Raw genomic sequence first — 25,992 nt, 5'->3', positions numbered from 1 at the left:
GTCCCATTCCGAACCCGGAAGCTAAGGCCCACAGCGCCGATGGTACTGCACTCGGGAGGGTGTGGGAGAGTAGGTCACCGCCGGACATTCTTTACACAAGGGAAGGCCCCGCCAACGACGGCGGGGCCTTCCCCCGTTAACCCACCAACCACCCCAGCCATGCCCGCCGCCCCGGCCACCCCGGCCGCTGGACGGGCTAGACCGGACCGGACTTAGTCCGGCGACACAACGAAGCAGGCCCCGCCGGACACAAGTTAAGGCCATGGTCCCGGCTGCGCCCTGTCGCAAGCGTGGCCCGCGGGCGTAGCATGCACGTCATGGGGGACGACGAACTGCTCCGCCGCACGGCCGAACTTGCTGCGGACTATCTGCGGTCGCTGCCGGAACGACCGGTTAAGGCGGGAATGGACGTGGCCGAGCTGCGCCGGGAATTGGTGGGTGAACTGCCACAGCGGGGAGAGGACCCTCGGAAGGTCATTGAGCACCTGGCCGACGTCGGCGGGCGGGCTGCCGTGGCTATGGCAGGCCCGCGCTACTTCGGCTTCGTGATCGGCGGTGCCCAGCCCGCGGCCCTTGCCGCCGACTGGCTGACGTCCACGTGGGACCAGAACGCCGGACTGTATGTGGCCGGCCCGGCCGCTTCGGTGGTGGAAGAGGCAGTGGGGCAGTGGCTGCTAAACCTGTTTGGCCTGCCTCCGGACTGCGGATTTGGGCTGGTCACCGGCTGCCAGATGGCCCACTTCACCTGCCTGGCTGCGGCGCGGACGGCCGTACTGGAACGCGCCGGCTGGGACGTGGTCAGCGACGGGCTCTTCGGCGCACCGGAGACCGCCGTCGTTGTTGGAGAAGAAGCCCACAGTACCGTCCTGACGGCCTTGCAGTACTTGGGCCTGGGGCGCCGCCGTGTCCACCTGGTGGACACGGACGAGCAGGGCCGGATCACGCTGGAATCACTCGACGCAGTGCTGGGGCGGATCCCCGAGGGGCTGCCGCTGATCGTGAACCTGCAGGCCGGCAACGTGAACACCGGTTCCTTTGATCCACTCCGGGCCGCGGTCGAGCGGGTACGGCGACGGGACGGCGCCTGGGTGCATGTGGATGGCGCCTTCGGGCTGTGGGCCGCTGCGAGCCCGGAGCTACGGCACCTGCTGGACGGCGTGGAACTGGCCGATTCTTGGGCCACCGACGCGCACAAGTGGCTGAACGTCCCCTACGACTCCGGCATCGCCATTGTCCGCGACTCCGATGTGCACCAGCGCAGCATGACCCCGCCGCATGCGGCCTACCTGGAGTACGGGCAGGAGCGGGACGAGGTGGCCTGGGTGCCGGAGTTCTCCCGGCGCGCCCGCGGTTTCCCGGCCTACGCCGCGCTGCGTACCCTCGGCCGCGACGGGGTGGCAGACCTCGTGGGACGCTGCTGTTCGCTGGCCGCGCGGATGGCCGGGCAACTGGCCGGAGCCGCCGGCGTCCAGATTCTCAACGACGTGGTGCTCAACCAAGTGCTGGTCCGGTTCGTCCCGGAGGACGGTTCCGACCCGGATGAGTTCACCCGTGAAGTAGTCCACCGGGTACAGGAGGACGGGACGCTCTGGCTGTCCGGCACTACCTGGCACGGGCGGGCCGCGATGCGGATCAGCGTCAGCAACTGGTCCACCACCGAAGCGGATGCCGACCGGAGCGTGGAGGCCATCCTGCGCTGCGCCCGGTGACGCTGGCCGCGGAGCCGGGGACATGGCCGTTGTTCCGGTGGGGTCCGGTAGGCAGCCGTCGCGCCTGACCCGCAGCACCGCCGTCGTTCCGGTGGGACCCGGTAGGCGGACGTCGCGCCTGACCCGGCGCACCGCCGTCGTACTCTGAATGCAACGTTCCCACCTGCGCCGATGGAGTTGACCTTAGGTAGTCTGGAAGGACACACGCCGCCAGCAAGACGGGAGCGCATCATGAAGATCAGCGTCGGACAGCTCAACCCCAGCGGGGACATGTCGGAGAACCTCGCCGCGATGCGCTCCCTTGCGGAAGAGGCCAAGGCCGACGGCGCGGAACTGATCGTGTTGCCGGAAGAATCAATGTTCACCGTCCGGCACGTGCAGGGTGATTTGGCCGCTGCCGTGGAATCCAACTGGTCCGCCTTCGTGCAGCAGCTGTCCTTCATTGCCGCCGAGGTCGGCATCGCGATCATCGCCGGCGGCTACGAATCCAGCGGCGAGGAGCGACCGTACAACACGCTGGTGATCGTGGATTCCACCGGCCGGATTGTGGACACTTACCGCAAGCTGCACCTGTACGACGCGTTCTCCTACCAGGAGTCCAAGCGGATCAAGCCCGGCGACGGCGGCCTGAAGATCGTGCAGCTGGGGGAGCTGAACATCGGCGTGCTCACCTGCTACGACCTGCGCTTTCCCGAGCTGGCGCGGGCGCTGGCCTCGCAGGGCGCGGACCTGCTGTCCGTGCCGGCCGCCTGGTTCAAGGGCGACCACAAGATCGAGCACTGGGAAACGCTGCTGCGCGCCCGTGCCATCGAGAACACCTGCTGGGTGGCTGCGGCCGGGACCTCTAGCACCAACACCGTGGGTCATTCGGCGATCCTGGACCCGATGGGGATTCCGGTGGCCTACCTGGACGACGAGCCCCGCGGCGTGGTCACCGTCGACGTGACCCGTCGCCGGATCGACGAGGTGCGCGAGTTCCTGCCTGTGCTCAAGAACCGCCGCCTCGCCAGCACGGTGGAGATCGTCCCGGCTCACTAACGCCGCAACTCCTGGTCCGCCGGTGAGGTGCCGGCCAGGAATGCTGGCCGGCAGCCGGGGCCGTCACATGAAAAGAGTCCAGGCCCCGGTTTTCTCCGGGGCCTGGACTCTTACTGGTTGAGGCGGCTAATTATTTTCCGGTCCGGAAGGACCAATTGGTGGCTGACAGTCGGTTGCCGGAGGCATCCTTGATGCTGCTGCTCAGCCGGATTTTGTAGGTGGCCTTAGCCTTCAACTTGCTCGACGGATTCAGGGTCGCCGTCTTGGTGCGCGAGTTGTAGCTGACGTTGGCCGAAACAGTCTTGCCCTTGCTGTCGACCAGCTTGAAGCTGGAGCGGCTTACTCCCGAGACTGCTTCACTGAATTTCACCGAGACGTTGCTGCTCCGGTTGATCGACTTGGCTCCGGCGGCATGCGTCCGCTTGGATACCGTGGGCCGGCTTTCCGTCTTGAAGCTCCAACTGGTGGCTGTCAGGCGGTTGCCGTTGACGTCCGTGATGCCGTTGGTGAGCTTCACCGTGAAGCGGGTGCTGCTCGGCAGGATCGCCTTGGGATTCACCGTGACCGTGCGCTTCGCAGCGTCGTAGCTGACCGTCGCCGGTACCAGTTTGCCCGCGGAGGTCTTCAACGTCACCGTGCTGGCGCTGACGCCCTTGACCGGTTCGCTGAACTTCACCGCCAGGTTGCGGTTGGTGGCCACGTTGGTGCCGTTCACCGCCGGGGTCCGTCCGGCGATGCCCGGAGCGGCTTCGGTGGTGAAGTTCCAGGTGGTTGCCGTGAGGGCGTTGCCCTGCAGATCCCGGATGCCATTGGTCAACTGCACGGTGTAGGGGCGGTTGGTCAGCAGGTTGGCGTTCGGGTTGAGCGTGGCCGTCCGGGTAAATGCGTTGTAGCTCACTGCCGCAGGCACTGCCTGGCCGGCCGAGTCGGTGACCCGGAAGGTGTTGGCGGTGACTCCGGTGACCGTTTTGCTGAAGGTAGTGGTGATGTTGCTGTTGGTGGCTACGTTGGTGGCGTTCACTGCCGGAGTCCGTCCGGTGATGACCGGCGCGGCTTCGGTGGTGAAGTTCCAGGTGGTCGCCGGAAGGGCACCGCCCTGTGCATTCTGAATGCCATTGGTCAACGCCACGGTGTAGGTGGTGTTGGTCAGCAGGTTGGCATTCGGGTTGAGCGTAGCCGTCCTGGTAAAAGCGCTGTAGCTCACTGCCGCAGGCACTGCCTGGCCGGCCGAGTCGGTGACCCGGAAGGTGTTGGCGGTGACTCCGGTGACTGGTTCGCTGAAGGTAGTGGTGATATTGCTGTTGGTGGCCACGTTGGTGGCGTTCGCCGCCGGGGTCCGTCCGGTGATAACCGGTATGGCCTCGGCGGTGGTGAAATTCCACGTGGTCGCTGGAAGGGCACCGCCCTGCAGATTCCGGATGCCATTGGTCAACTCCACGGTGTAGGTGGTGTTGTTCAGCAGATTGGCATTCGGGTTGAGCGTGGCCGTCCGGGTGAAAAGATTGTAGCTCACTGCCGCAGCCACTGCCTGGCCGGCCGAGTCGGTGACCCGGAAGGTGTTGGCTGTGACTCCAGTGACAAATTCGCTGAAGGTAGCGGTGATGTTGCTGTTGACCGCCACGTTGGTGGCGTTCGCCGCCGGGGTGCGCCCAGTCACTGACGGAACCGGTCCGACAGTGGTGAACGTCCAGCTGGTAGCAGCGAGGGCGTTGCGTCCCGCGTCCCGGATTCCGTTGGTGAGCCGAACAGTGTAAACCCTGTTGAGCGCCAAGTTCGCCTGCGGGTCCAGCGTGGCCGTTCGGGTGGCCGGATCGTAGGTTACGGTGGCGGCGATCGGGGCTGTAGCTCCCGCGGCCGTCAAGGTTACCGTTGTGCCGGAGACCCCGGTAACGGCCTCGCTGAAGGTTGCCGTGATGTTGGTCCCCACCGGCACATTAGTAGCTCCGGGAGCCGGCGCGCGGTCCGTCACGGTGGGGGCTACCTTGTCCGTCAGATCAATGGTCTGATCCGTGAACCGGAGGCGCTCGACGTTGGTGATGGTGTCGGTGCCGTCGTCCCCGGTGCCGCGGACGTGGGCCACAGTTGTGACTCCATCGACGGTGGTGATGTCGTATTCATCGAATGCGCCGGAGAAGTTGGCGGTATCGATGTCCGTGGGAGCCGCACTGTTGAGGACTTCGCGCACGATGACAACGTTGCCCGGATCAATCTTGCCGGCCATGATGTCGGCCTGAATGTCCTTCAGCGTGGTGACTGACTTTATTTCCGTGCCTTGGGCGTCGCGGACGCTCAGCCGGACGTTCAGCCACTTGTCGCCATCGATGATGTCATCCGCGCCGTTGCCCCAGATCTGGTCGCTGCCGGAGCCGCCGATGATGATGTTGCCAGCGCCGAAATCGGAGGCGCCGGCGGGCAGCAGGTCGGCCAGGCCGGTGATCCGCTTGATCCCCTCAGCATCGAGCACATTGCTGAGGCCAGGCACGGCGACCTCGTTGTCCGGATCGGCCGGAGCGACGTCATCACCGCGCAGGACATCGTCCTTGTCCCAGCCGGAGAGGGCTTCGACCAGCAGGAACCGATCCTTGAGGGCGTTCGGGCCCTCCACGACGACCATGCGCATGTCGGAGTCGGCCGCTTCCACGGACCGTGCGTGGGTCACCCAGTCGAAGCCGTAGACGCCGTGGTTGCGTTCGATACCGGGACCGGCGACCATGATGTCGTCACCGCCCTCGGCGTCGTAGTCGTCCTCGCCGCTGTCGCCGATGAGGACGTCGTGGCCGGGATTGTTGATGTCGTCGAAGAACGGTGCGCCGCTATCGCCCTGGAGCAGGTCGTTGGCGTTGCCGCCTTCCTGCCAGTCATCGCCGCCTCCGCCGAATACCGTGTCCGGGCCGTTGCCGGCCATGACGAGGTCGTCGCCCTCGCCGGCAAACGTCTCGTTGCCGTTGAGCCCGCCGTTGGAGAAGTCGTCGCCGTCTCCGGACATGATGATGTCTAGTCCGGGGCCGGCGTCGATCGCATCGTTGCCTGGACCGCCCTTGAGCACGTCGTCTCCGTGGGAGTCGGTGATGCGGTCGTTGCCGGCACCGCCAAGGATGGTGTCTGCGCCGTCGTTGCCTTCGATGACGTCGTTGCCGCCGTTGCCCCAGACGGTGTCGTTGTCGACGCCGCCCCAGATCCGGTCGATCCCGTCTGCGCCGTCGACGTCGTCCTTGCCGTTGTAGGTCGCCTGCGCGTTGAGGCCCGGGCGGTCCACCGTGTTGGAGACTCGGTAGCGGATGGTGCCGTCGGCCATGCGGAGCAACAGTGCGGATTCGTCACAGGCAGAGGCAGGATCATCGGCCACGCTGTTTCCCGTGGTGCCCACAATGTTGCCCATCTCGAATTCGCAGTCCGCCACGCCGAAGACGTCGGCCTTCAGCGCCGAGGCGTCGGTGTTGCGCATGACCAGTTCGGCCATCGAGTTGCCCTCCAGCTGCGTGCGCAGGTTCAGGCCGGAGGTGCGGGACAGGTAGTAGAGCCGGTCGCCGTCCTGCAGGTCCGTCATTTCGCGTTCGAAAATGTAGTTGAAGGTGGAACCGAGCAACCCACCGAACAGGTTCTGGGCTTCAGCGAGGCCTCCCACCCAGAGATCAACCTTGTCCAGACCGGTCTTGGAAGCGGCGCCGTCGTTCGCCCAGGCGCCGTCGCTGTTGACGAAGTCATAGGCATCGGCCGGGGTTTCCGCTGCGGGGTCGGGGCTAATGTCGAAGAGCTTCTGTGCCGCCGCGCGCTTGGCATCGATGGTTGCGGCCCCGGTGATGCTGGGGTGCGTGCCATAGGCGGCCATGAAGTTGACCACCGAATCCGGATGCTTCAACGCCTGTCCGAAGTCCACCCAGCTGCTGTAGGGCTTGAGGGACGACTCGCTCGTTTTCTGGTAGAGGTCCTTGCGGAAGTTGTTCAGCGAGGGAACGCCGGTATCCCGACCGCGGGCGATGTTGAGCGTGGCCAGGTCGAGAGGCAGGCCGAGAACGTTGTTGCGCAGCGTGTCGGTCACGAACTCGTCGAGTTCGGCGCCCACCTGGTCCGTCATGCCCATCGCGATCGCACCGGCGGCCTGCTCCGGGGTCATCGTGTTTTCCCCGTTGGCGTAGTAGGCCGGTGGGTTGAGGAATGCATCCAGCAGCGGGATGCCAATGTCGGCGCCACTGTTGGTCTTCCGGTCTACCGTGTCCGTCAGCATGGAGTGGCCGAAACGGTAGGTCGCGTGTGCGAACTCGGCCTTGATCGCCGGGTTGATGGCCGTGTCGGACTGGGTGAAGACGTTGAACGGATTAATGCCGGGTTGGATCTTCCGCGCGAAGTCCTCAAAGACGATGTGCTGGTACTCCATCTCGGTGACGAACCGTGCGGCCTGGAAGAGACGCTCCCCGTTCCATTCACCATTTGGGAGCTTCCACTCGTTCAAATCCAGGTTCAGGGACGTCAGCAGGTCTTCCATGTAGGTAACCAGCCGGTTGTGCTCCGAGTGGAAGACCTGGTGGACGGCGGTGAGCCCAATGTTCTCATTGACGCGGCCGTCGCCGGCAATAAAGTGCGCGTTGAGCATTTCGTCGTCGTAAGTGCCTGCGTCCTGGCGGCCGGTAACGGGCGTGGTGACGTCATCTCCGTCGGGTGCCAATTTCGTGCCGCGGGAGTCGAACGGTGCCGCGTAGTGGGAGATGTCGTCCAGGAACGCAATCCCGATCCGCTGGACGTCTGCCGGCGGCGCCACGGGGCTCTCCAGGTTTCCTTCCACCAACTCTTCGTTCTGCGTGATGTACTGCGGCAGGCCGTTAGGCCCCCTCAGGAATCGCCCGTACTGGTCGGTGGCCAGCATCGGGATGTTCACGACGTCGGCGTCGGAGAGCTTCAGCCCGAGCATGGTCTCGGCCTGGGCCTTGATATCCGCCCAGGTAGCCATGCCGCCGGGGGCGCCCTCGGCCAATTCGCCGGTCGAGACCGGGTCACCGTTTTCGTTGAGCTCGTACTCCCGGAGGAAGACGTGGTGGGAGGGGTTCGAGGAGTAGGTCTGGCTCTGGTCAACCCACGGAGAGTCCGTGTTTGTGCCGTCCTGGATGTCGTCCTCCGTGCCGAGCTTACCGTCGGGGCCGGGCTGGTTCTCCGCCCGGTTGAGGACCATGAAGTTGGTCCGCGAGCCCGGTACATACAACGGATCGTCCGCGGCCAGGGGCATCATGACCATGTTCGACGTCTTCTTGGTGAAGTCGATGCCATGGTCGAAGAACTGGCCAAACAGGGCAAAGAAGCCGTTGTATGGCGGCGAGAGCCCGAAGTCCGTGGTGACATTCGGGATGTCGAGTGTCTCGCCTTCCGGCACGCACTCCAGGGGCTGGCCATCGGCGTCGCAGGGCACCGCCGTCGGACCGTCGTTAACCGTCCGGTGCGCCTTGCCGGCCGCAGCAATCGCGGCGGGATTGCTGGAGGTCTGGTCCACGATGACATTGCTGATGAAGCGGGGGTCGGTATCAGTCAGGTTGCCACTGACGGACTTGTAACTTTCGCCGTTTGTCGTGGTCCGCCACTCCGGCTCTGCCAGTCGCGGGAACGGGAGGCTAGCCTTCCCGTAGTGCCCCTGGTCGGGCACCAGGTTGTTATCGGAACCGTCCACAGTGCGCAGCCCGTAGGGCAGCAGCGGATTGGCTATCTGGTTGGGCCCGGAGCCTAGGAGCGGCTGGCCCGCTACGGGCTTACCCTCGGCATCTTCCTTGGTGGCGTGGTTCTCAGCAATCTTGATTTGTTTCAGGATGAACCTCATGTCCCCGGCATTGAGGGTCAGGCCCTGACCGACCGGCGCGGCCAGCGCCGCGGGGGCGAGGGCTGAGGGCAGCACGCCCGCACCCAGAACCAGCGCGGCCAAGCCGGCGGTCACCTTTTGGGGAAGGGATGGCTTCCCCCTTTGGGCACGTTCGGTGCCCCTCCTGTGTTTTGGATGGGCTGACTTCTTGAACATGATGACTCCCCTAGTCGAGTGATGTGTGGCTGGCCACAGCATCCGACGAGGACCTTGGGGAAATCCTTGAAAGCTTCTACTTCAGCGTCCCGGCAAGAAAAAGCCCGTCCCCTGCCACAGCTCTCCCATGTGAGGGCCGGGGACTAGGGACGGGCTTTTGCTGCCGGTGAAACCTTAGGCAAGCCGCTCTACGCGGTCAGTTGCCGCTTGGAGGAGATCACGCCGGTGTCGAAGCCGGCCAGGTGCAGGCCGCCGTGGAACCGGGCGTGCTCGATCTTTACGCAGCGGTCCATCACCACGTTCAGGCCGGCGGCCTCGGCCTTGGCCGCGACCTCCTCGTGCCAGGATCCCAGCTGCAGCCAGATGGTCTTGGCGCCGACGGCCAGCGTCTCCTCCAGCACGGTGGGCAGGTCATCGTGCTTGCGGAACACGTCCACCAGGTCCGGGACCTCGGGAAGGTCGGCCAGCGACTTGTAGACCGGCTGGCCCAAGATCTCCTTGGCCACCGGGTTCACGAAGTAGACCTTGTACGGCGAGCTGGACAGCAGGTAGGTGGCCACGAAGTAGCTGGCCCGGCTGGGCTTGTCCGAGGCGCCGACGATGGCGATCGACTTGGTGTTGCGCAGGATGTTCAGCCGTTCCGGTGCGGACGGGCCGATCCAGGTGCGTTCTGGTGTCGCGGTCACTTGGCGGCTCCTTCTTCGGCTTCGATCAGTTCTTCCACTGACTCGACCACACGGGTTCCCGGCTCCGTTCGCGCGGCGCGCGCGGCCGGGATCGTGCACGACTCGCCAGCGTAGGCGGGCGAGGCGAACTCGGAGGTGTCGAACGTATCGTCCTCATGGTCCCGGCTCGGGCCGTGCTCAGCGCCGGCCTGCTGCGAGAGAGCCAGGGCCTGGTCCAGGTCCCAGAGGATATCGTCCACGTCTTCCAGTCCCACAGAGATCCGGATCAGGTCCTCGGGCACGCCGGCGGCCACCAACTGGTCGGCGGTGAGCTGCTGGTGTGTGGTCGATCCCGGGTGCAGCACCAGGGTGCGGGCGTCGCCGATGTTGGCCAGGTGGCTGGCCAGCTGCAGCGATTCGATGAACTTCTGGCCGGCAACGCGGCCGCCCTTGACGCCGAAGCTGAAGACCGAGCCCACGCCCTTGGGCAGGTACTGCCGGCCGCGCTCGTAGTGCGGGTGCGCGGGCAGGCCGGCGTAGCTGACCCAGGAGACCCGCTCGTCGGCTTCCAGCCATTCGGCCACCTTGCGGGCGTTGGCCAGGTGCTCGTCCATCCGCTGCGCCAGCGTTTCCACGCCCTGCAGCAGCTGGAACGCGGACTGCGCGGACAGCGACGGTCCGATGTCGCGCAGCTGCTCGGAGCGGAGCTTGGTCAGGAAGCCGTACTCGCCGAAGTTGCCCCACCAGGACACATTGCCGTAGCTGGCCACCGGCTCGGTCATCTGCGGGAAATTGCCGTTGCCCCAGTTGAAACGCCCGGATTCGACGACGACGCCGCCCAGCGTGGTGCCGTGCCCGCCCAAAAACTTGGTAGCGGAGTGGATCACGATGTCCGCGCCGTGCTCGATCGGCCGGATCAGGTAGGGAGTGCTCAAGGTGGCGTCCACCACCAGGGGGAGGCCGGCGTCGTGCGCCACCGCGGCCAAACCCGCCAGGTCGGCGATGTCGCCGGACGGGTTCGCCACGATCTCGGTGTAGACGGCCTTGGTGTTCTCGCGGATGGCCGCGGCGAAGTCGGCCGGGTCGGTGGAGTCAACGAAGGTGGTCTCCACGCCGAACCGGCGCAGCGTCACGTCCAGCTGGGTGATGGTGCCGCCATAGAGCTTGGACGAGGCCACAATGTGGTCGCCCGCGCCGGCCAGCGCCGCGAAGGTGATGAACTCGGCGGCCATGCCGGAGGACGTGGCCACCGCGCCGATACCGCCCTCAAGCGAAGCGATGCGCTCCTCGAACGCGGCCACGGTGGGGTTGCCGATGCGGGAGTAGATGTTGCCGTACTTCTGCAGCGCGAAGAGGTTCGCGGCGTCGTCGGTGTCCTTGAACACGAACGACGTGCTCTGGTAGATCGGTACGGCCCGGGCGCCGTGCTCGGCGTCGGGCGTGCCGCCGGCGTGCAGGGCACGGGTGCGGAAACCGAATGTGCGTTCAGCCATCAGGCAGCTCCTTCAAAACTAAGGTTCCCGAGGCAATGACGGTCCTGGCGGCGCCCGAATGCGGGGCGCCATCCGGATCAAAGATTGCTTGCGCTCTCTCCATCGCTTCTGGCGGTAGCACCTTTCCGGTTGGCCGGATGGTTGCTGCGGTGTCAAAGAGCCAGATCTCTCAACCGCTCGGGATGGTCCCGTCCATTCTCGCAACTTCCGCCGCCGCCGCCAAAATTGTTGAGCCGCGTTGCGTGCCGCTTTGAATTCCCAGTACGACGACGGTGCGACCTGCCGGTGGTGGACCAAGCGAGCGCCAGCGAGCGCGTGGAGACCCAGGTGGAGACCCGCCTTCTGCGCAGACTTCCCGGCATAAGCGTGCACGGTTCCCGTAGATTGGGTTCCATGGCAGAGCTCACGGCGCTGCAGCGCCTCGCACAGGAACACGGCGTCGGCACTACCTTTCGGGGTTGGGACGGCGCAGAGAAAGCAGTCGGCCCGGCAACACTGGTGGCTGTCCTCACCGCGCTGGGGGTTCCCTGCAAGACCGACGACGATGTCACCGTCTCCCTCCGTGCCGCAGAACTAGCGCCGCTGCAGCGCACCCTGCCGCCCGCCGTCGTCGTCCGCCAAGGCGCCGCTACTGAGGTGCCGGTCAATGTGAGCGCGGGTTCCCGGCCCCGGGTCAGGATCCTGCTGGAGGACGGGTCCCGGCGCGACGTCGAGGTGGTCGCCGGCGGGCCGGCCGAGGCGGCGGGTGTTCCGCGTGACCGCTGGGCGGCGGCGGTGCCGGCAGACCTCCCGCTGGGCTGGCACACGCTCGAGGTGAGCGAGGCCGGAACCGGCGAGGATGTGCCGGGGCAGGCGCCCTCTTCGGCCGGAATGGGCAAGGCGCCGGACGGGTTGGCGCCGACCAGCCGGGCGGGCACCGATTCGGCCGGAACCGGCTTGGACGCATCCGGGTATCCCGCGGCAACCTCCGGCAGCCAGGCGCAGTGCGCGCTGGTGGTCACCCCGCAACGGCTCACCACCGCCGACCGGCTTCCCCGCACGTGGGGTCTGATGGCGCAGCTGTACTCCGTGCGCTCGCGGTCATCCTGGGGAGTTGGCGATCTCGACGACCTCGCCGTGCTGGCCGAAACGGCTGCCGCCAAGGGCGCCGGGTTCGTCCTGATCAACCCGCTGCACGCGGCACAGCCCAAGCCGCCGGTGGAGCCCTCGCCCTACCTGCCCGCCACACGCCGCTTCGTCAATCCGATTTACCTGCGGGTCGAGGACGTGCCCGAAGCCCGGGCCATCCCGCTGGACAACACTTTCCACGACGCGAACCTGGACGCCGGCATTTTGGACCGTGATCCCGTTTTTGCGGCCAAACTGCAGGCGCTGGAAGCGGTCTTCGCGGTGCCCCGGTCCGCGGAACGGCAGCAGCAGTTCGACGCCTTCCGCGCACAAGAAGGCGAGGGGTTGGAGCGCTTTGCCCTGTGGTGCGCGCTCGCCGAAACCCTTCCGGCGGGGGCTCCCGAGTGGGCGGATCCGGAGTTCATCGAATCGCAGCGCAGTGCGCTGAAGGACCGGATCGAGTTTCACCAGTGGCTGCAATGGCTGGGCGACGAGCAGCTTGAGGCCGCGCAGCGCCGAACCCTCGATGCGGGAATGAACCTCGGGATAGTGCATGACCTCGCGGTCGGTGTCCATCCCGCCGGCGCCGATGCCTGGGCGTTGCAGGACGTGCTGGCCGCCGGCATCTCGGTGGGCGCGCCGCCCGACATGTTTAACCAGCGGGGGCAGAACTGGTCCCAGCCCCCGTGGCATCCCGAACGCCTCGCGGAATCCGGCTATGCCGCCTACCGGGACATGCTGCGGACCATCCTGCGCCACGCCGGCGGAATCCGGGTGGACCACATCCTCGGGCTGTTCCGGCTGTGGTGGATCCCCGTCGGTGGCCCGCCCGGCGAAGGCGCCTACGTGTACTACGACCACGAGGCCCTGATCGGCATCCTGGCCCTCGAAGCCGAACGCGCCGGCGTCGTCGTCATCGGCGAGGACCTCGGCGTGTTCGAACCGGGGGTACAGGACTACCTGGCCGAGCGCGGCATCCTGGGCACCTCCATCCTGTGGTTCGAGTACGACGGCGCCACGCCCCGCCCGCCGGAGAGCTACCGCCGCGCCTGCCTCACCAGCGTCACCACCCACGACCTGCCGCCCACCGCCGGCTACCTTGCGGGCGAGCACGTGGACCTGCGCGACTCGCTGGGCCTGCTGAACCGGCCGGTGGAGGAGGAACGCACCCTGGACCAGGCCGCGCAGGAGTCGGTGCTTTCCCTGGTGCGCTCGCGGGTTCCGGCTGCTTCACAGCACGACGACGGCGCCGGCAGCTCCGGCGAGCAGCGCACCGTTGAGGCGCTGCACGCGTTCATCGCGCAGACCCCGTCGGTGCTGCTGGGGGTTGCCCTCACCGACGCCGTGGGGGAGCGGCGGACCCAGAACCAGCCGGGTACCGCGGACGAATACCCCAACTGGCGAATCCCGTTGGCCGGCCCCGATGGGGAAGCCGTCCTGCTGGATGACTTGGCGGACAACGAGCGGTTCGACTCGCTGGTGCGAGCGCTGCGGGAGCGGTAGGCGGGTTAACACGGGCACGGCTGAACGGGATCAGTTGTCCACGTTCAGCAGGAACTGTCCACGTCTTGGGACGGCGTCTGGCGCTGACTAGGACAAACGCAAAAGCTCCCCGCAAAACGTGGACAGCCCGGGGGCGTAGCCGGCGGAAACGCCTACCTCGCGGCGCGCGTCGTCACAGCCGGGCCAGCAGCGCCTCGCCGGTTTCGGCCCGCCGGTAGAACACCTCACGGCCGGAACGCATGGTGGCCGCCAGACCGCTCTCGGACATCACCTTCAAATGCTCGTTGACCGTCCCGGCGGCGAGGTCCAAGCAGCGGGCGAGCTGCGTCGTCGTCATCGGTACATCGAGTTGCGCGAGGATCTGCGCCCGGGTTTTGCCGAGCAGCCGGGCCACCGGGCTGTGCGTCGCCTCGCGGCTGGCCTCCCAGAGCCGGCCGACGCCGCGCGGTGCGTAGGTCAGCGTGGGCACGAACGGCCGGACGTTGAGCACCAACGTGTTGGGCCAGACGAACGCGTTCGGCACTAGCAGCAGCCCGCCGCCGGGCTCGGGGACGTCGTCGGCCTCGCAGCCGCGCATGATCTCGAGGCCGGTGGGCGTGGGGCGCACGCTGGGGTGCAGGCTCTTGAACACCTCGAGGATGCCGTCGCGCGACAGTTGGGCCAGGCGACTGTCGATGTCCGCCAGCAGTAGGGACCGCAGGCGCGGCCATACCGGCTCGACGGCGGTGCCCCAGTACCACTCGAGGGCGGCGGTGATGCGCGGGATGCCGGCGTCGATGTCCTCCGCGAGCCGCTGCAGTTCCTCGCGCGCGTAGTCGGCAGGGCTCTGACTGAGCAGGTGGGTGACGTCGCGCTGCCACACCTCCGGCGGCACGTCGGCGACGGCGGCGAGGCCCTCGGCGAACGTGCCTTGGTACTTGGGGGTGGGGGTGATGGAGTCAGCCAGGAAGCCTTTCGGCGGAACCAGCGCGGTGAGCAGGCGCAGGTGGTCGCGGGCTAGCGGATCGGCTGACTCGGCGATGCGCCGCTTAGTGTCCTCGATCCAGGGGCGGTGGATGGGTGTGCCCACCTGCAGGGCGCGCAGGCTGGCGACCGTCTCGCCCAGCGGTGCCGCCTCGAACCGGACCTTGGTCAGGTCCTCGCTGCTGAGCGTGATGTGCATGGGAACAGCGTAAGGTCGCCGGGTGCGCCAGTCGAGGATTCGGGCTGGACCGAATCTTGGGGACGGCTTGAGCTGGGCATCTTCCGCGCGCAGCGTCGGATTTATTCCCGATTCGGGTTCTGCCGAATCGTGGCTCTTGCCTGAACATGCGCGGAATCTGTAGCCATGACTACTTCAACGCAGACCCGTCACCACCTCGACGTCGCGGACCGGCGGCATGGCAGCCCGTCCTTAACCGCCTCATCCATCCATCCGTCCCCGGCAGCCGCTCGGCCGACCCCGCCAGAGCCGGCGCGCGAGCCTGCCCGCCCCGGTGCTATCGGTGGGATCCGGCCCGGGGTAATTGCCCTGTTCCACGCTCTAGTTGCAACTGCTCGCGGGCTCAGCGACTGGTGGCAAGCCGGCGCCGCCAGAGAGGCCATGATCGAGGAGCACCGCGACAAGGTTCGTTCGCAGATCCATCTCTTCGGCGGCCGGTACTGAAGGCAGTGCCCGGGCACCGGCTTGGCCCTTAGGGGCCCGGAGATTATGCACAGTTTCGGTGCGACACTGGCGCCCCCGAAAACAGCGGGTCATCCTCGGTCTCATGCAGACTCCAGAAATGATCGCCGATTACGTGGCGAAAAGAGGAGGCACTGCCTTCGTTAAGGATCTGCGGAGGGCGGGCATCGGACCAGACGCGCTCAAGCTGGCTATCTCGTCCGGTGCCGTGACGTCCCTTCGACGGGGGCTCGTAGGAACTGCCGATGCGGATGCGAACCTCCGCATCGCAATGACGGCTGGTGGGCTCATCACATGCGTCTCGGCCGCAAGGGAGCTCGGACTATGGACCGTAAAGGACCCGCCTCAATTGCATCTATGGACGGACCACGGCAAACAACCTGAGACCGTGATCAAGCACCGGGGCCGCCTAGTGGACGTTGGCAGGTGGGGTTACGTAGGAATCGAGGATTGTGTGTTGCACGCCATTCGCTGCCGTCCGCGCTTAGAAGCGCTGGTCATCGCAGAGTCGGCGGTGCGCTTAGGCCGAGTTTCAAAGGAAGAGCTTTTGGATCGCCTGCCGGGAACGCGAAACAGCTTGCGGCGGCAGTTGGTGCAGAGCATAGGCGATGACGCCGACTCGCCGTTGGAGGTTATTGCCCGGGACCTCTTCCGCGGCGCCGGACTTCACTTGGAAACTCAGGTGCGGATCCGGGGACTCGGTCGGGTCGACATGCTGGTGGAAGGCCGCCTCATCATTGAGCTGGACGGATTCGATTTTCACTGGGATCGCGCAACCTTCCTCAAAGACCGGCGACGGAACAATGCGGGTATGCTCAGCGGGCTGCCCACACTCCGATACGTCTACGAGGACTTGGTCTTCACGCCGGATCGCGTTGTCGCTGAGGTCCTGACCATGCTGCGGAGGTCGGCGTGACAGACCTGCCTGGTTCGCTCCCACGTATAGGACTAACCTCCCACGTTTCGGAAGGGTCACAACGCCCTGACTAGGCGAAACGCCGCGGGCCGCCTCTAAGACGTGGGAGCGAACGGATGGTGGCTGGAGGCGAACTACTACCGCGGCCGGCAGATGGCCTGGATCTCCGCGATGCACGGCTCGTTCTGCAGCGACGTGGTGTCGCCTAGCGTGGATCCCTCGAACAGCTGGGTCAGTAGCCGCCGCATGATCTTGCCGGAGCGGGTCTTGGGCACGTCCGGCACAAACACGACGTCCCGCGGCTTGGCGATCGGCCCGATCTGCGTGGCCACGTGGTCGCGCAAAGCCTTCACCGCGGCGGCCTGCTCGGCCGTCAACGCCGCACCCTCCGCCCCGATCAGAGACTTGTCCAGCGGCACCACAAACGCGGTGGCGGCGTGTCCGGTCTTGGCGTCGTACGTCGGGCAGACGCCGGCCTCCACCACAGCCGGATGCGAAACCAGCGCGGACTCGATCTCGATGGTGGACAGCCGGTGGCCCGAGATGTTGATGACGTCGTCGGTCCGGCCCAGGATCCAAGTGTCACCGTCCGCATCGAACCGGGCGCCGTCGCCGGCCAGGAACCAGCCCTGCGCCGCGTACTTCTCCCAGTAGGAGGTGAAGTAGCGTTCCGGGTTTCCCCACACGGTCCGGGCCATGGACGGCCCGGTCTTGGTGACCACAATGTTGCCCTGCTGATCGGCACCCACCCGGGCACCGCCGTCGTCCACAATGTCCGTAGTCAGCCCCGGCAAGGCGCGCTTGGCGCAGCCGGGCTTGAAGGAGGCATCGGTCTGTCGCGGCGAGAGGACGGTGGCGCCGGTTTCGGACTGCCACCAGGTATCCACCATGGGAATGCCCGACGACGGGTCGCCGGCAACCAGCGAATCGCGGCCCACCTGGCTCCGCAGCCAGCGCCACGCCTCCGGGTTCACCGCCTCGCCCACGGTGCCGGCCAGTCGGATGGAGCTCAGGTTGTACTCGGCGGGAATGCCGTCCGGGAACCAGCCCATCAGCGACCGGACCAGCGTGGGCGCGGTGTAGTAGTTGGTCACGCCGTAGCGCTCGATGACCTCGAAGTGCCGGCCGGGGTGCGGGGCATTCGGCACGCCCTCGTAGATCACCTGGCTGACGCCGTTGCTCAGCGGCCCGTAGATCTCGTAGGTGTGCGCGGTGACCCAGGCCAGGTCCGCGGTGCACCAGTGCACGTCGTCCGCGCGCGCGTCCGGGTCCGGGTTGCTGAACAGGTACGAGTGGCTGAACGAGGCCTGCGTCAGGTACCCGCCGGTGGTGTGGACCAGGCCCTTGGGCTGGCCGGTGGTGCCGGAGGTGTACATGATGAACAGCGGCGTCTCGGCGTCGAACGCCTCGGCCTGATGTACCCGCGGCTGCGACTCGACGACGTCGTGCCACCAGACGTCGCGGCCTTCCACCCAGTTGATGTCCCTATGGCCGGTCCGGTTGATCACCAGCACGTGCTCGATAGCGTTCTCGCCGGAGACGGCCTCGTCCGCGTTGGCCTTGACCGGGACGGCGGTGCCGCGGCGGTACTGGCCGTCGGTGGTGACCAGCAGTTTGGCGCGGGTGTCCTCCACCCGGAACTTCAGCGCCTCCGCGGAGAAGCCGCCGAACACCAGCGAATGCACCGCGCCGATCCGGGCGCACGCCAGCGTGATGACAATCGTTTCCACCAGCACCGGCAGGTAGATGACCACCCGGTCGCCCTTGCCGACGCCCAACGCCAGCAGCGCGTTGGCGGCCTGCGAAACCAGTTCCTGCAGCTCGCGGTAGGTCACCGTGCGCCGGTCGCCGGGCTCGCCCTCGAAGTGCAACGCCACCTTGTCGCCCAGCCCGGCCGCCACGTGCCGGTCGGCGCAGTTCACCGCGGCGTTCAGCGTGCCGCCGTCGAACCAGCGCAGCTCCGGGCCGCGGCGCGCCTCGGTATCCACCGGGGTGGCCGAATGCGCGGTGTGCCACGGCTCCGCCCACTGCAGCCGGGCGGCGGCGCGCTCCCAGAACGCAATCCGCTCGGCCTCGGTCTGCGGCTCCGGCCAGGCCGTGACCTGGTCGCGGTACGGCGCCGCGCCCTCTTCAAGCACGACGGCGGTGCCTCCGGCGGTGGTCCGGCCGGCGGCGGTTTCGGCTACTTCTATGCCCATCTCTTGACTGCCCATTTCTCCGCAACTCCCAGGAGCGCGTCGGTGATTTTGCCGATGATGGCCAGCAGGACGATGGCCAGCAGCAGCCGGTCGGTGCGGCCGTTGTTCTGTGAGTCCGTGAGCAGGAAGCCCAGACCCATGGAGGAAGCGATCAGTTCAGCCGCCACCAGGAACAGCCATGCCTGTGCCAGCGCCAGCCGCAGGCCGGAGAACACGGCGGGCACCACGGCCGGCAGCTGCACGGTGGTCAGCAGCTTGACGCCCTTGAGCCCGAACGCGCGGCCCGCCTCCACCAGGTTCTTGTCCACGTGGCGCAGCGCCAGCGAGACCGTGGTGAACACCGGGAAGAACGCGCCGATCAGGATCAGCGTGACCTTGGAGTCCTCGCCGATCTTCATCCACAGGATCAGCAGCGGCACCCACGCCAGCGACGGCACGGCACGCAGCGCGCCGATGGTGGGGGAGAGCAGCACATCGGCAACCCTGGACAGGCCGATCAGCGCGCCGAAGACCAGGCCTAGAGCGGCGCCGAAGGCGAAACCGAGCAGCACGCGCTGGGTGGAGATGGCCACGTGCTGGGCCAGTTCGCCGCGCTGGAGCAGGTCAACCGCGGCCTCGATGATCGCCCCCGGCGCCGGCAGTTGGACGGAGCTGAACAGCCCGGCCGAGGTGCTCAACTGCCACGCCGCCAGCACGGCGGCCGGCAGCAGCAGGCCCAGCAGCAGGCGCACCCAGCCGTTGCCCAGGACCCCGGCCGCGGAGCGACCGCCGGCCGGGCGCCGTTCCGGCGCGGGGCTGTCCTGGTGCGGCCGGCCTGCCTCTGCGGTCTTGAGGACGCCGGAGGCTTTGAGGCCTTCCTGGCTGGTGGCGTAAACGCTGTTGCCGGATGCGCCGGGGTTGCCGAGGTGCGTCATCAGGATTCCTTGATGGCCGACGGGTCGGCCTTCTTCACCAGCGAGTCGTCCAGCAGGGTGGCCAGGGCTTCGTCGATGTCGGCCTGACTCTTCACGTCACCGGTCTCGACGAACGCCGGGCCGACCTTCTCCAGCACGGCGCGCTGCTTCTCGCCCGGGGCCGCTTCAACGTCCAGGTTGCTGCGCTCGGCGATCACCTTGGTGGCGACCTCGAGGTCCAGGCCGGCGACGTCCGCGAGGATCTGAGCGGTTTCCTCCGGGTTTTCGGCGGCCCAGGCGCGGGCCTTCTCGTAGGCGTTCACCACGGCCTGGGCCAGCTCCGGCTCTTCCTGCAGGAAGGACTCGGTGGCGTTCAGGAAGCCGTAGGTGTTGAAGTCCAGGTTCCGGTAGAACAGCTCGGCGCCGTCCTTTTCGGCACCGGCCATGATCGGATCCAGGCCGGACCAGGCGTCCACCGAGCCCTGCTTCAGTGCGGTCAAACCGTCGGCGTGCTGCAGGTTCTCCACGGTGACGTCGTCGGCGGAGAGGCCGGCCTCTTCCAGCGACTGGAGCAGGAAGAAGTAGGGGTCGGTGCCCTTGGTGGCAGCCACGGACTTGCCCTTGAGGTCCTCGACGGAGTCGATGCCGGAGTCGGGCGGCGTGACCAGCGCGGCCCACTCCGGCTGCGAGTAGAGGCTGATGGTCTTGATCGGTGAACCGTTGGCGCGGGCCAGCAGCGCGGCGGAACCGGCGGTGGATCCGACGTCGACGGCGCCGGAGCGCAGTGCCTCGTTGGCCTTGTTGGAACCGGCCGACTGCAGCCAGTTCACCTCGACCCCGTCGTCGGCCAAGGTGGCCTCCAGCCAGCCCTTTTCCTTGATGATCAGGCTCAGCGGGTTGTAGGTGGCGAAGTCGATGTTGAGCACACCGTCGCCGGTGCCCTCGGCCGCGCTGGCGTCGGAATCTTCGCCCGCAACGCAGCCGGTCAGGGCCAGCGAAGCGGTGGCGGCGACGGCGGCCGCGGCCAGGATCGAGCGGCGGGAGAAGCGGCGGGCAATAGACATGGTGGTCCCTTCGAACGGTGCGCGGAACAGGAGTAGTTCCGCGGTCACGGGTGGATTTGGGCGCGGACCGCCCGGGAAGTGCTAAAGGTGTGAGGCGGCCTAATGGCCGTCGACGCCGAGGCTTTCGAGCAGCGAGCGGCGCATTCGGGCCAGCTCCACCGAACCGCGGTCCCGCGGGCGGCTGCCGGGAACGTCGACGGTGCGCACAATCGTGGCGCCGTCGTTGTCGCGGCCTTCCTCCTTGCCCAGCAGGATGATCCGGTCCGCCAGCTGCAGGGCTTCGTCCACATCATGGGTCACCAGCAGCACGGTGGTGGGTTCGGCCGCGTGGATGTCCAGCAGCAAATCCTGCATCTTGATCCGGGTCAGCGCGTCCAGCGCGCCGAACGGTTCGTCCAGCAGGAGTACCCCCGGGTTGCGGGCCAGAGCGCGGGCCAGCGAGGCCCGCTGCGCCATGCCGCCGGAGACTTCGCGCGGACGGTGCTTGGCGAAGGTGGCCAGGCCCACCAGTTCCAGCAGCCGGGCGACCTTGGACTTGCCCTGTTTGGCGCTGGAAGTCTTGGGCAGGCCGATGGCGACGTTGGCCTGCAGGGTATGCCACGGCAGCAGCCGCGGTTCCTGGAACGCGACGGCGCAGCGGGAATCGATGCCCTGGACCGGGGTGCCGTCGATGTCCACGCTGCCGACGCTGGGCGCGTCGAGGCCCGCGGTGGCGCGGAGCAAGGTGGACTTGCCGCAGCCGGACGGGCCCAGGATGGCCAGCACTTCGCCGGGGCGTACGTCGAAGTTCACGTCACGCAGCACCGTGTGGGCGTTTTCGCCGGTGCCGAAGGTGCGGTTCAGGCCGCGGAAGGAAACCGCCAGGGCGGAGCCGGGACCGGAAGCGGGTGCATCGGAAGCGGGAGCCGCGTGGCGGGACGACGACAGTACTGCAGTCATGGGATCACTCCATCGATCCTGGCAGTAGCACCCTACGGTTCAAGCCGTGCGTCCGGCTTCCGCCGGCCGTACCCGTGGCTTGTCACCTCGTTATCACCGGCAGTCTGGGATGGCTTCCGGTGACCAGGGTTGCTGCGGCGTCGTCGATCCAGGTCTCTCGGCCGCTCGGGATGGTCAAGACTAACTAAACGGCACTGCCCGTATCAGCAGCAAACGGCCCGTAATAAAGCGGCGTAACAAACCGCGGCACCAAGATCGGCCCGCGCCGGTTGCCGGAGCGGGTGATTTCGTAGACGCCGCTCGGTGCCGATGGCAGGATGGCCGCATGAAAATCAACCGTCAGATCATCGTGTTCGACGCCGCCGACCTGGACGCGGAGAGCAGCTTCTGGGCAGGCCTGCTGGACGGGACGGTCAAGGCCGAGGACGACTGGCATACCGTTTCCGTGGGCGGCGAGCCGCTGCTGGCGTTCCAGTTGGCGCCCGACCACACCCCGCCGGAATGGCCCGACGGCGCGCCGCAGCAGATCCATCTGGACCTTTACATAGATGACCTGGCCGAGGCCCATGAACTGGCAACGTCGCTCGGCGCCAAACTGCTGAAACCTGCCGACGACGCCGCGGCCGACTCGGGATTCCAGGTCTACGCGGACCCTGCCGGCCACCCGTTCTGCTTCTGCTGGGGCGCCGGGTAACCACTGACCGGGTCCCGCCCTCAGCTTCCGCCCTGCGGCTGTCAGGCGGGCGGATCCGCTGGAATCAGGACCGTGGAGAACAGTCGGCGGTGCCGGCCTTCGCCCGGGCCGTTGTCCACCGCCTGCTCTGCGGCCGCCCGGATGGCGGCGGTGAACTCCGCCAGTTCTTCGTCCGTCATCCAAAGCGCGGTCTGCCGGTAGCCGGCGCCGTCGCGGACGAAGTCTGGGTTTTCCCGCGCCGTGTACTGGTCGAAGGCCTCCAGCAGGCCGGCCGCGAACGCCATGAAACCGCGCCGGTGGTCCTCGGCCGTCATGGAGGCCAATTCGTCGTCGTTCACCGAACTCTTGGTGGCGTCCAGCCGATAGGTGCGTTCGGTGGTGCCGCGGACCGGCCGCTCGTGGGCCACCGCCAGTACGCCGGCCTTGGCCAGTGTGCCGATGTGCCGGTAGAGCGTTGCGGTGGGGATGTCCGGAAGTTCTGCAGAAATCTCCGCCGTGGTCAGTTCGCGGCCGCCCAGTAGCGACTGCACAATGCGCAGCCGAACCGGGTGCAGGATCAGTTCGGCGCTCGGTGAGGGGGACATAGCTCTACGTTCTCACAGTTGACATTGTTCGCACAACTGATAATAATGATTCTTGGCCGGCGCCGATGCCGGACTCGAACCGACTTACTGACGAGCAATAAACGATCCGGAGGGAGGCGCAATGGCGGCAATACGGGTAGGGAACAACGAGGTTCTGCTGGAGTTGGACCGGATGGAGAAAGTGGCTGGGCTGATCGGGAATCAGGCGTTCCCGCTGACGGCCGTGACCTCGGTGGAGGTACTGGCGGATGCTTTCGACGGCGTGCACGGGCTGCGTGCTCCCGGCCTGGCGATCCCGGGGCGGACGAGGATCGGAACCTGGCGCGGCCGCGGCAAGACCCTCGCCGTCGCCCGCCAGGGAACCCCGGCCGTCCAGTTGGACCTGTCCGGCCAGAAGTACGCCCGCGTGGTCGTCTCGCTGCCGGACGCCGAGGATGTCGCCGCGCAGGTCCGCGCCGCTGCGGGACTGCCTGCCGGGCAGCAGGTCACGGAGGAAGAGGTCCGCTTCTCCTCCGGGTCCATGAAGCTGGTCGGAACCTGGGCCAAGCCGTCCGGGACGGTCCGCGGCGCAGCGCTGATCCTGCCCGGCTCCGGTCCCGTTGACCGCAACGCCGACCACAAGCGGATGCCGCTGGGCATCAGCCGTGATCTGGCCCGCGAGCTGGCCGACCACGGCATCGCCTCGCTGCGCTACGACAAGCGAGGCACCGGCGCCTCGGACGGCAGTTTCCTAGCGGCCGGCTTCCGGCAGAACACCGACGACGCCGCTGCCGCCCTCCGCTGGATGGTCACCCAGAAGGCCGAGGGCCTGCCGGTGTTCCTGGTGGGCCACAGCGAAGGCGGCTACCATGCAGCTGCCGTTGCGGCCGAGCCCGGGAGCCGGCTGGATGGAACCGTGCTGCTCTCCACCTCGGCGCACACCGGCTTCGAGACAGGCCGGTGGCAGACGGCCCAGATCGGCGATTCACTGCCGGCATTCGTGCGTCTCCTGTTGAAAGTCCTGCGGAAGGATCTGGTCACGATCCAGGCCAAGTCGGTGGAGAAGATCCGGACCACCACCGAGGACGTGGTGCGGATGCAGGGGCGCAAGATGAACGCGCTCTGGCAGCGGGAGTTCATCGACTTCGACCCGGTGCCGTACCTGGAGCGCTTGCAGATGCCGGTGCTGGCCATCACCGGCGCCAAGGACGTGCAGGTAGACCCGGAGGACTTGGATGTCATCGCGGCCACCGTGCCCGGCCCGGTCACTACGCGGAAGATCGATGACCTCTCGCACCTGCTGCGTCGGGACCCGAAGGCCCCGACCCTGTCCGACTACAAGCGGCAGATCCGCGAGCCCGTGGACGCCGAACTGCTGGAGCTGGTGGGCAGTTGGGTGGCGGAGCACGCCGACAAGGCCGCCGCTTCCGGGCCATCCGACACCGAGCAGTTGGCCCGCTAACCCCGCCGGCCCACACCCCGGTCCGTCGGCCGGCGCCGACCCGCTGACCCACAACCATCCACTATTCCGATAACGCCCATAAACCGCGGTTTAAAGGCGTTATCTGATTCCTCGATGGGTCGCCGGCTGCGTGATTAGACGGCGAAGGTGCCGGTAGCGGGAACGGGAAGGTACCGGTAGCGGGAACCCATGGGTAGGGTGGCGCCATGGCACACCAGAATGATCCCGAAGTCGTCAGCCGCCTGCTGAGCACGCCCGGCCGCTGGGCCATCGTCGGCCTGTCCACCAACCCGCACCGGGTCGCCATGCGCATCTCCCGATACCTGATGGACCAGCTGGACATGGAGGTGGTCCCGGTCAACCTGCAGGGCGACGACGTCCACGGCCTGACCGGCTACCGAAAGCTTGCGGACATTCCGGGCCAGATCGACGTGGTGGACTGCTTCGTCAACTCCCAGAAGGTCGGCCCGGTGGTGGACCAGGCCATCGAGGTCGGCGCGAAGGCGGTCTGGCTACAGCTGGGCGTGGTCGACGAAGCCGCCGCGGAACGCGCCAAGGCCGCAGGGCTCGACGTCGTGATGGACACTTGCCCGGCCATCGAGGCCCCGCGCTTCGGCCTGTAAGCCGTCAGCGGCTCGCCGCCGTGCCCGCGGGCTGGCTAAAGGCCGTTACGTCATTACTCGTACATCGCGATGAAGCGGCCAACCACTCCGCCGGCCCGGAGCTTGTCGATGGCTCCCGGGATGTCGGCGTGCGTGATGTGGTTCATCGGCGGGTTCAGTTGGCCGGTCTTCATGAGTTCGTAGATGCCGGCCAAATCTTCCTTGGTGCCGGACTTCGAGCCCCTGATGGTGAGCTGGTTAATGATGATCGGGTAGGTGTTGATGGTCGATTCCAGTCGGCCCATGCCGACCTGGACCAGGGTGCCGAACTCGGCGAGGGTCTCAATGGCGGCCGACGTCGTAGTGCCGAAACCGGCGTAGTCGACGATCAGTTCCAAGTTCTTGTCCTTAAACTCCTCTATGGAGTCGGCGACGCCGGCCAGACCGATCTCGTCGGCCAATTTCTGCGTCTCGGGGTTGACCTCGGCCCCGTAGACCTCGGCGCCGGACAGTGCCGCGGAGCGCGCGCCGATGTAGCCAAGACCGCCGAGGCCGATGACGCCGACTTTCATGCCCTCCCTTGCCCCGCCGACAGCCATGATCGCGTGGTAGGCGGTCAGGCCGGCGTCGGTCGCCATCGCGCCGAGGTCGAAGGGCACTTCGTCGGGCAGGGCGACGAGGTTGTCATCGGTTGCGCGAAGCTTGGCGGCGAAACCCCCGTCCCACTTGCCGTAGCCGAGCGCGTCCCCGTCGGACATCACCGGAGACAGGCCCACCCGGTCGCCCATCTTCCAGTGGCTCATGCCTTCGCCCACCTCGCTGATCACCCCGGCGGACTCATGCCCCATGGTGCGGGGCAGCCCGTGCTGGAACAGCGCCATCCATCCCGGATCATCGAGCGTGGTGGCATCCGAGTGGCAGACACCGGACGCCTTGACGTCCACCACCACCTCGCCGGGGCCGGCGTGCGGCTCCTCCACCTCGTTGAGCTGCAGCGGCTTGTTCGTACCGGTAAATTGCCATGCCTTCATGATGCGAACCTCCCTGAGCGGCGGGACGGTTGACGCCCCGGACCGGCCGATATTGGCGGCGCAACTTCACCCTAGTCCCGTCGCGGAATGGCCTATAGGGGACCGCGGAAAAGGGCCCATCTCGGGCCGGAATTCATTCGGCCAAGCCCGGCGGCGCGGGGTGCCGGCGGGGCGGCTGCGATCCGGCGGAAGGCGAGGGACCGCCGTCGTCGTCATGAACGGCGGCTGTAACATTCGGCCGCGGAACGTCACGGCCCGTCACAAGCTTCACAGCGCCGGATCGCGCCCGGCAGACTTTTCCCCAAGATCAAGAGTCCCAACGACAAGCTCTGGCTGGTTGGGCGGCAACCCTCTTCCGTAGCGGGGTGCCCCAGATGAGGATCCGGCCGCGCACAGATCGGTGCCCGGCAAGTACGGCCCCCGCCAGGCTGCGTCGTCGACCGTGATGGTTGCTGCG

General features: G+C 67.0%; 18 protein-coding genes, 1 rRNA gene and 2 riboswitches. Of the genes, 9 read left to right on the top strand and 10 right to left on the bottom strand.

Annotated features, from left to right (window positions below; all coding sequences use genetic code 11):
• The 3 genes from rrf to AC5RWT_RS17425 all read left to right on the top strand — a co-directional run.
• Positions 1–86: ribosomal RNA gene (gene rrf / locus AC5RWT_RS17435) — 5S ribosomal RNA — on the top strand; the annotation flags it as partial.
• Between the two features lie 231 nt (positions 87–317).
• Positions 318–1,709: a pyridoxal phosphate-dependent decarboxylase family protein gene (locus AC5RWT_RS17430; protein ID WP_494081249.1), complete on the top strand. Its 1,392-nt coding sequence runs from the start codon at positions 318–320 to the stop codon at positions 1,707–1,709.
• 231 nt (positions 1,710–1,940) lie between these two features.
• A complete protein-coding gene (locus AC5RWT_RS17425) occupies positions 1,941–2,747 on the top strand; it encodes a carbon-nitrogen hydrolase family protein (RefSeq protein WP_494045415.1) in 807 nt (268 codons plus the stop codon).
• 130 nt (positions 2,748–2,877) lie between these two features.
• Here AC5RWT_RS17425 and AC5RWT_RS17420 read toward each other — a convergent pair whose 3' ends face one another.
• The 3 genes from AC5RWT_RS17420 to AC5RWT_RS17410 all read right to left on the bottom strand — a co-directional run bounded on the left by AC5RWT_RS17420 (position 2,878) and on the right by AC5RWT_RS17410 (position 10,900).
• Entirely contained in the window at positions 2,878–8,649 is a 5,772-nt protein-coding gene (locus tag AC5RWT_RS17420) for an Ig-like domain-containing protein (protein ID WP_494081248.1), read from the bottom strand.
• Between the two features lie 281 nt (positions 8,650–8,930).
• A complete protein-coding gene (locus tag AC5RWT_RS17415) occupies positions 8,931–9,428 on the bottom strand; it encodes a CoA-binding protein (protein WP_494081247.1) in 498 nt (165 codons plus the stop codon).
• A complete protein-coding gene (locus AC5RWT_RS17410; protein ID WP_494081246.1) occupies positions 9,425–10,900 on the bottom strand; it encodes an O-acetylhomoserine aminocarboxypropyltransferase/cysteine synthase family protein in 1,476 nt (491 codons plus the stop codon). The genes AC5RWT_RS17415 and AC5RWT_RS17410 overlap by 4 nt, the downstream gene beginning before the upstream one ends.
• Positions 10,901–10,996: 96 nt before the next feature.
• Positions 10,997–11,089, bottom strand: a riboswitch (SAM riboswitch).
• 204 nt (positions 11,090–11,293) lie between these two features.
• Between AC5RWT_RS17410 and malQ the strand changes: the two genes are divergently transcribed.
• Positions 11,294–13,510 carry a 4-alpha-glucanotransferase gene (gene malQ / locus AC5RWT_RS17405; RefSeq protein ID WP_494081245.1) on the top strand — a complete coding sequence of 739 codons (2,217 nt, stop codon included), beginning with the start codon at positions 11,294–11,296 and terminating at the stop codon, positions 13,508–13,510.
• Between the two features lie 172 nt (positions 13,511–13,682).
• Here malQ and AC5RWT_RS17400 read toward each other — a convergent pair whose 3' ends face one another.
• Positions 13,683–14,672, bottom strand: coding sequence for an ArsR/SmtB family transcription factor (locus tag AC5RWT_RS17400; RefSeq protein WP_494081244.1), 990 nt, complete (start codon positions 14,670–14,672; stop codon positions 13,683–13,685).
• A gap of 165 nt (positions 14,673–14,837) precedes the next feature.
• Here AC5RWT_RS17400 and AC5RWT_RS17395 point away from each other — a divergent pair, with 165 nt between their 5' ends.
• Positions 14,838–15,155: a hypothetical protein gene (locus AC5RWT_RS17395; RefSeq protein WP_494081243.1), complete on the top strand. Its 318-nt coding sequence runs from the start codon at positions 14,838–14,840 to the stop codon at positions 15,153–15,155.
• 118 nt (positions 15,156–15,273) lie between these two features.
• Positions 15,274–16,089, top strand: a complete 816-nt coding sequence (locus AC5RWT_RS17390; RefSeq protein WP_494081242.1) for an endonuclease domain-containing protein — start codon at positions 15,274–15,276, stop codon at positions 16,087–16,089.
• A 137-nt stretch (positions 16,090–16,226) separates the two neighbouring features.
• Here the strand turns inward: AC5RWT_RS17390 and acs are convergent, their stop codons facing one another.
• The 4 genes from acs to AC5RWT_RS17370 all read right to left on the bottom strand — a co-directional run bounded on the left by acs (position 16,227) and on the right by AC5RWT_RS17370 (position 21,183).
• Entirely contained in the window at positions 16,227–18,302 is a 2,076-nt protein-coding gene (gene acs / locus AC5RWT_RS17385; RefSeq protein ID WP_494081241.1) for an acetate--CoA ligase, read from the bottom strand.
• Complete coding sequence (locus tag AC5RWT_RS17380; RefSeq protein WP_494081240.1) at positions 18,278–19,201, bottom strand: ABC transporter permease; 924 nt, start codon at positions 19,199–19,201, stop codon at positions 18,278–18,280. Before AC5RWT_RS17380 ends, acs begins: the two co-directional genes overlap by 25 nt.
• On the bottom strand, positions 19,201–20,244 hold the full coding sequence (locus AC5RWT_RS17375; protein WP_494081251.1) for an aliphatic sulfonate ABC transporter substrate-binding protein: 1,044 nt from the start codon (positions 20,242–20,244) through the stop codon (positions 19,201–19,203). The genes AC5RWT_RS17380 and AC5RWT_RS17375 overlap by 1 nt, the downstream gene beginning before the upstream one ends.
• A 99-nt stretch (positions 20,245–20,343) precedes the next feature.
• Positions 20,344–21,183: an ABC transporter ATP-binding protein gene (locus tag AC5RWT_RS17370; RefSeq protein ID WP_494081239.1), complete on the bottom strand. Its 840-nt coding sequence runs from the start codon at positions 21,181–21,183 to the stop codon at positions 20,344–20,346.
• 325 nt (positions 21,184–21,508) lie between these two features.
• Between AC5RWT_RS17370 and AC5RWT_RS17365 the strand changes: the two genes are divergently transcribed.
• Positions 21,509–21,877, top strand: a complete 369-nt coding sequence (locus AC5RWT_RS17365) for a VOC family protein (RefSeq protein WP_494081238.1) — start codon at positions 21,509–21,511, stop codon at positions 21,875–21,877.
• A 41-nt stretch (positions 21,878–21,918) separates the two neighbouring features.
• On the opposite strand, the gene AC5RWT_RS17360 is transcribed toward AC5RWT_RS17365, so the two are convergent.
• Positions 21,919–22,461, bottom strand: a complete 543-nt coding sequence (locus tag AC5RWT_RS17360; protein WP_494045402.1) for a helix-turn-helix domain-containing protein — start codon at positions 22,459–22,461, stop codon at positions 21,919–21,921.
• A gap of 121 nt (positions 22,462–22,582) precedes the next feature.
• On the opposite strand from AC5RWT_RS17360, the gene AC5RWT_RS17355 reads away from it, so the two are divergent.
• The gene (locus AC5RWT_RS17355; protein WP_494081237.1) at positions 22,583–23,902 is read left to right on the top strand and encodes an alpha/beta hydrolase; all 1,320 of its coding nucleotides are present in this window, start codon (positions 22,583–22,585) and stop codon (positions 23,900–23,902) included.
• 206 nt (positions 23,903–24,108) lie between these two features.
• On the top strand, positions 24,109–24,525 hold the full coding sequence (locus tag AC5RWT_RS17350) for a CoA-binding protein (protein WP_494045400.1): 417 nt from the start codon (positions 24,109–24,111) through the stop codon (positions 24,523–24,525).
• A 53-nt stretch (positions 24,526–24,578) separates the two neighbouring features.
• Here the strand turns inward: AC5RWT_RS17350 and AC5RWT_RS17345 are convergent, their stop codons facing one another.
• Positions 24,579–25,535: a zinc-binding dehydrogenase gene (locus tag AC5RWT_RS17345; RefSeq protein ID WP_494081236.1), complete on the bottom strand. Its 957-nt coding sequence runs from the start codon at positions 25,533–25,535 to the stop codon at positions 24,579–24,581.
• A gap of 305 nt (positions 25,536–25,840) precedes the next feature.
• A riboswitch (SAM riboswitch) is annotated at positions 25,841–25,955 on the top strand.
• The last annotated feature ends 37 nt before the right edge of the window (positions 25,956–25,992 follow it).

This window comes from Arthrobacter sp. Dra40 (assembly GCF_059091905.1).
Note: the sequence above shows the minus strand (reverse complement) of the source record. Positions and strands in the feature narration are given on the sequence as shown.

Bases quoted from the DNA above. Each gene is read 5' to 3' on its own strand.
- AC5RWT_RS17370 (WP_494081239.1), bottom strand. From the start codon at position 21,183: ATGACTGCAGTACTGTCGTCGTCCCGCCACGCGGCTCCCGCTTCCGAT.
- AC5RWT_RS17430 (WP_494081249.1), top strand. From the start codon at position 318: ATGGGGGACGACGAACTGCTCCGCCGCACGGCCGAACTTGCTGCGGAC.
- AC5RWT_RS17360 (WP_494045402.1), bottom strand. From the start codon at position 22,461: ATGTCCCCCTCACCGAGCGCCGAACTGATCCTGCACCCGGTTCGGCTG.
- AC5RWT_RS17380 (WP_494081240.1), bottom strand. From the start codon at position 19,201: ATGACGCACCTCGGCAACCCCGGCGCATCCGGCAACAGCGTTTACGCC.
- AC5RWT_RS17395 (WP_494081243.1), top strand. From the start codon at position 14,838: ATGACTACTTCAACGCAGACCCGTCACCACCTCGACGTCGCGGACCGG.
- AC5RWT_RS17345 (WP_494081236.1), bottom strand. From the start codon at position 25,535: ATGAAGGCATGGCAATTTACCGGTACGAACAAGCCGCTGCAGCTCAAC.
- AC5RWT_RS17390 (WP_494081242.1), top strand. From the start codon at position 15,274: ATGATCGCCGATTACGTGGCGAAAAGAGGAGGCACTGCCTTCGTTAAG.
- AC5RWT_RS17400 (WP_494081244.1), bottom strand. From the start codon at position 14,672: ATGCACATCACGCTCAGCAGCGAGGACCTGACCAAGGTCCGGTTCGAG.
- AC5RWT_RS17355 (WP_494081237.1), top strand. From the start codon at position 22,583: ATGGCGGCAATACGGGTAGGGAACAACGAGGTTCTGCTGGAGTTGGAC.
- acs (WP_494081241.1), bottom strand. From the start codon at position 18,302: ATGGGCAGTCAAGAGATGGGCATAGAAGTAGCCGAAACCGCCGCCGGC.
- malQ (WP_494081245.1), top strand. From the start codon at position 11,294: ATGGCAGAGCTCACGGCGCTGCAGCGCCTCGCACAGGAACACGGCGTC.
- AC5RWT_RS17375 (WP_494081251.1), bottom strand. From the start codon at position 20,244: ATGTCTATTGCCCGCCGCTTCTCCCGCCGCTCGATCCTGGCCGCGGCC.
- AC5RWT_RS17350 (WP_494045400.1), top strand. From the start codon at position 24,109: ATGGCACACCAGAATGATCCCGAAGTCGTCAGCCGCCTGCTGAGCACG.
- AC5RWT_RS17410 (WP_494081246.1), bottom strand. From the start codon at position 10,900: ATGGCTGAACGCACATTCGGTTTCCGCACCCGTGCCCTGCACGCCGGC.
- AC5RWT_RS17425 (WP_494045415.1), top strand. From the start codon at position 1,941: ATGAAGATCAGCGTCGGACAGCTCAACCCCAGCGGGGACATGTCGGAG.
- AC5RWT_RS17365 (WP_494081238.1), top strand. From the start codon at position 21,509: ATGAAAATCAACCGTCAGATCATCGTGTTCGACGCCGCCGACCTGGAC.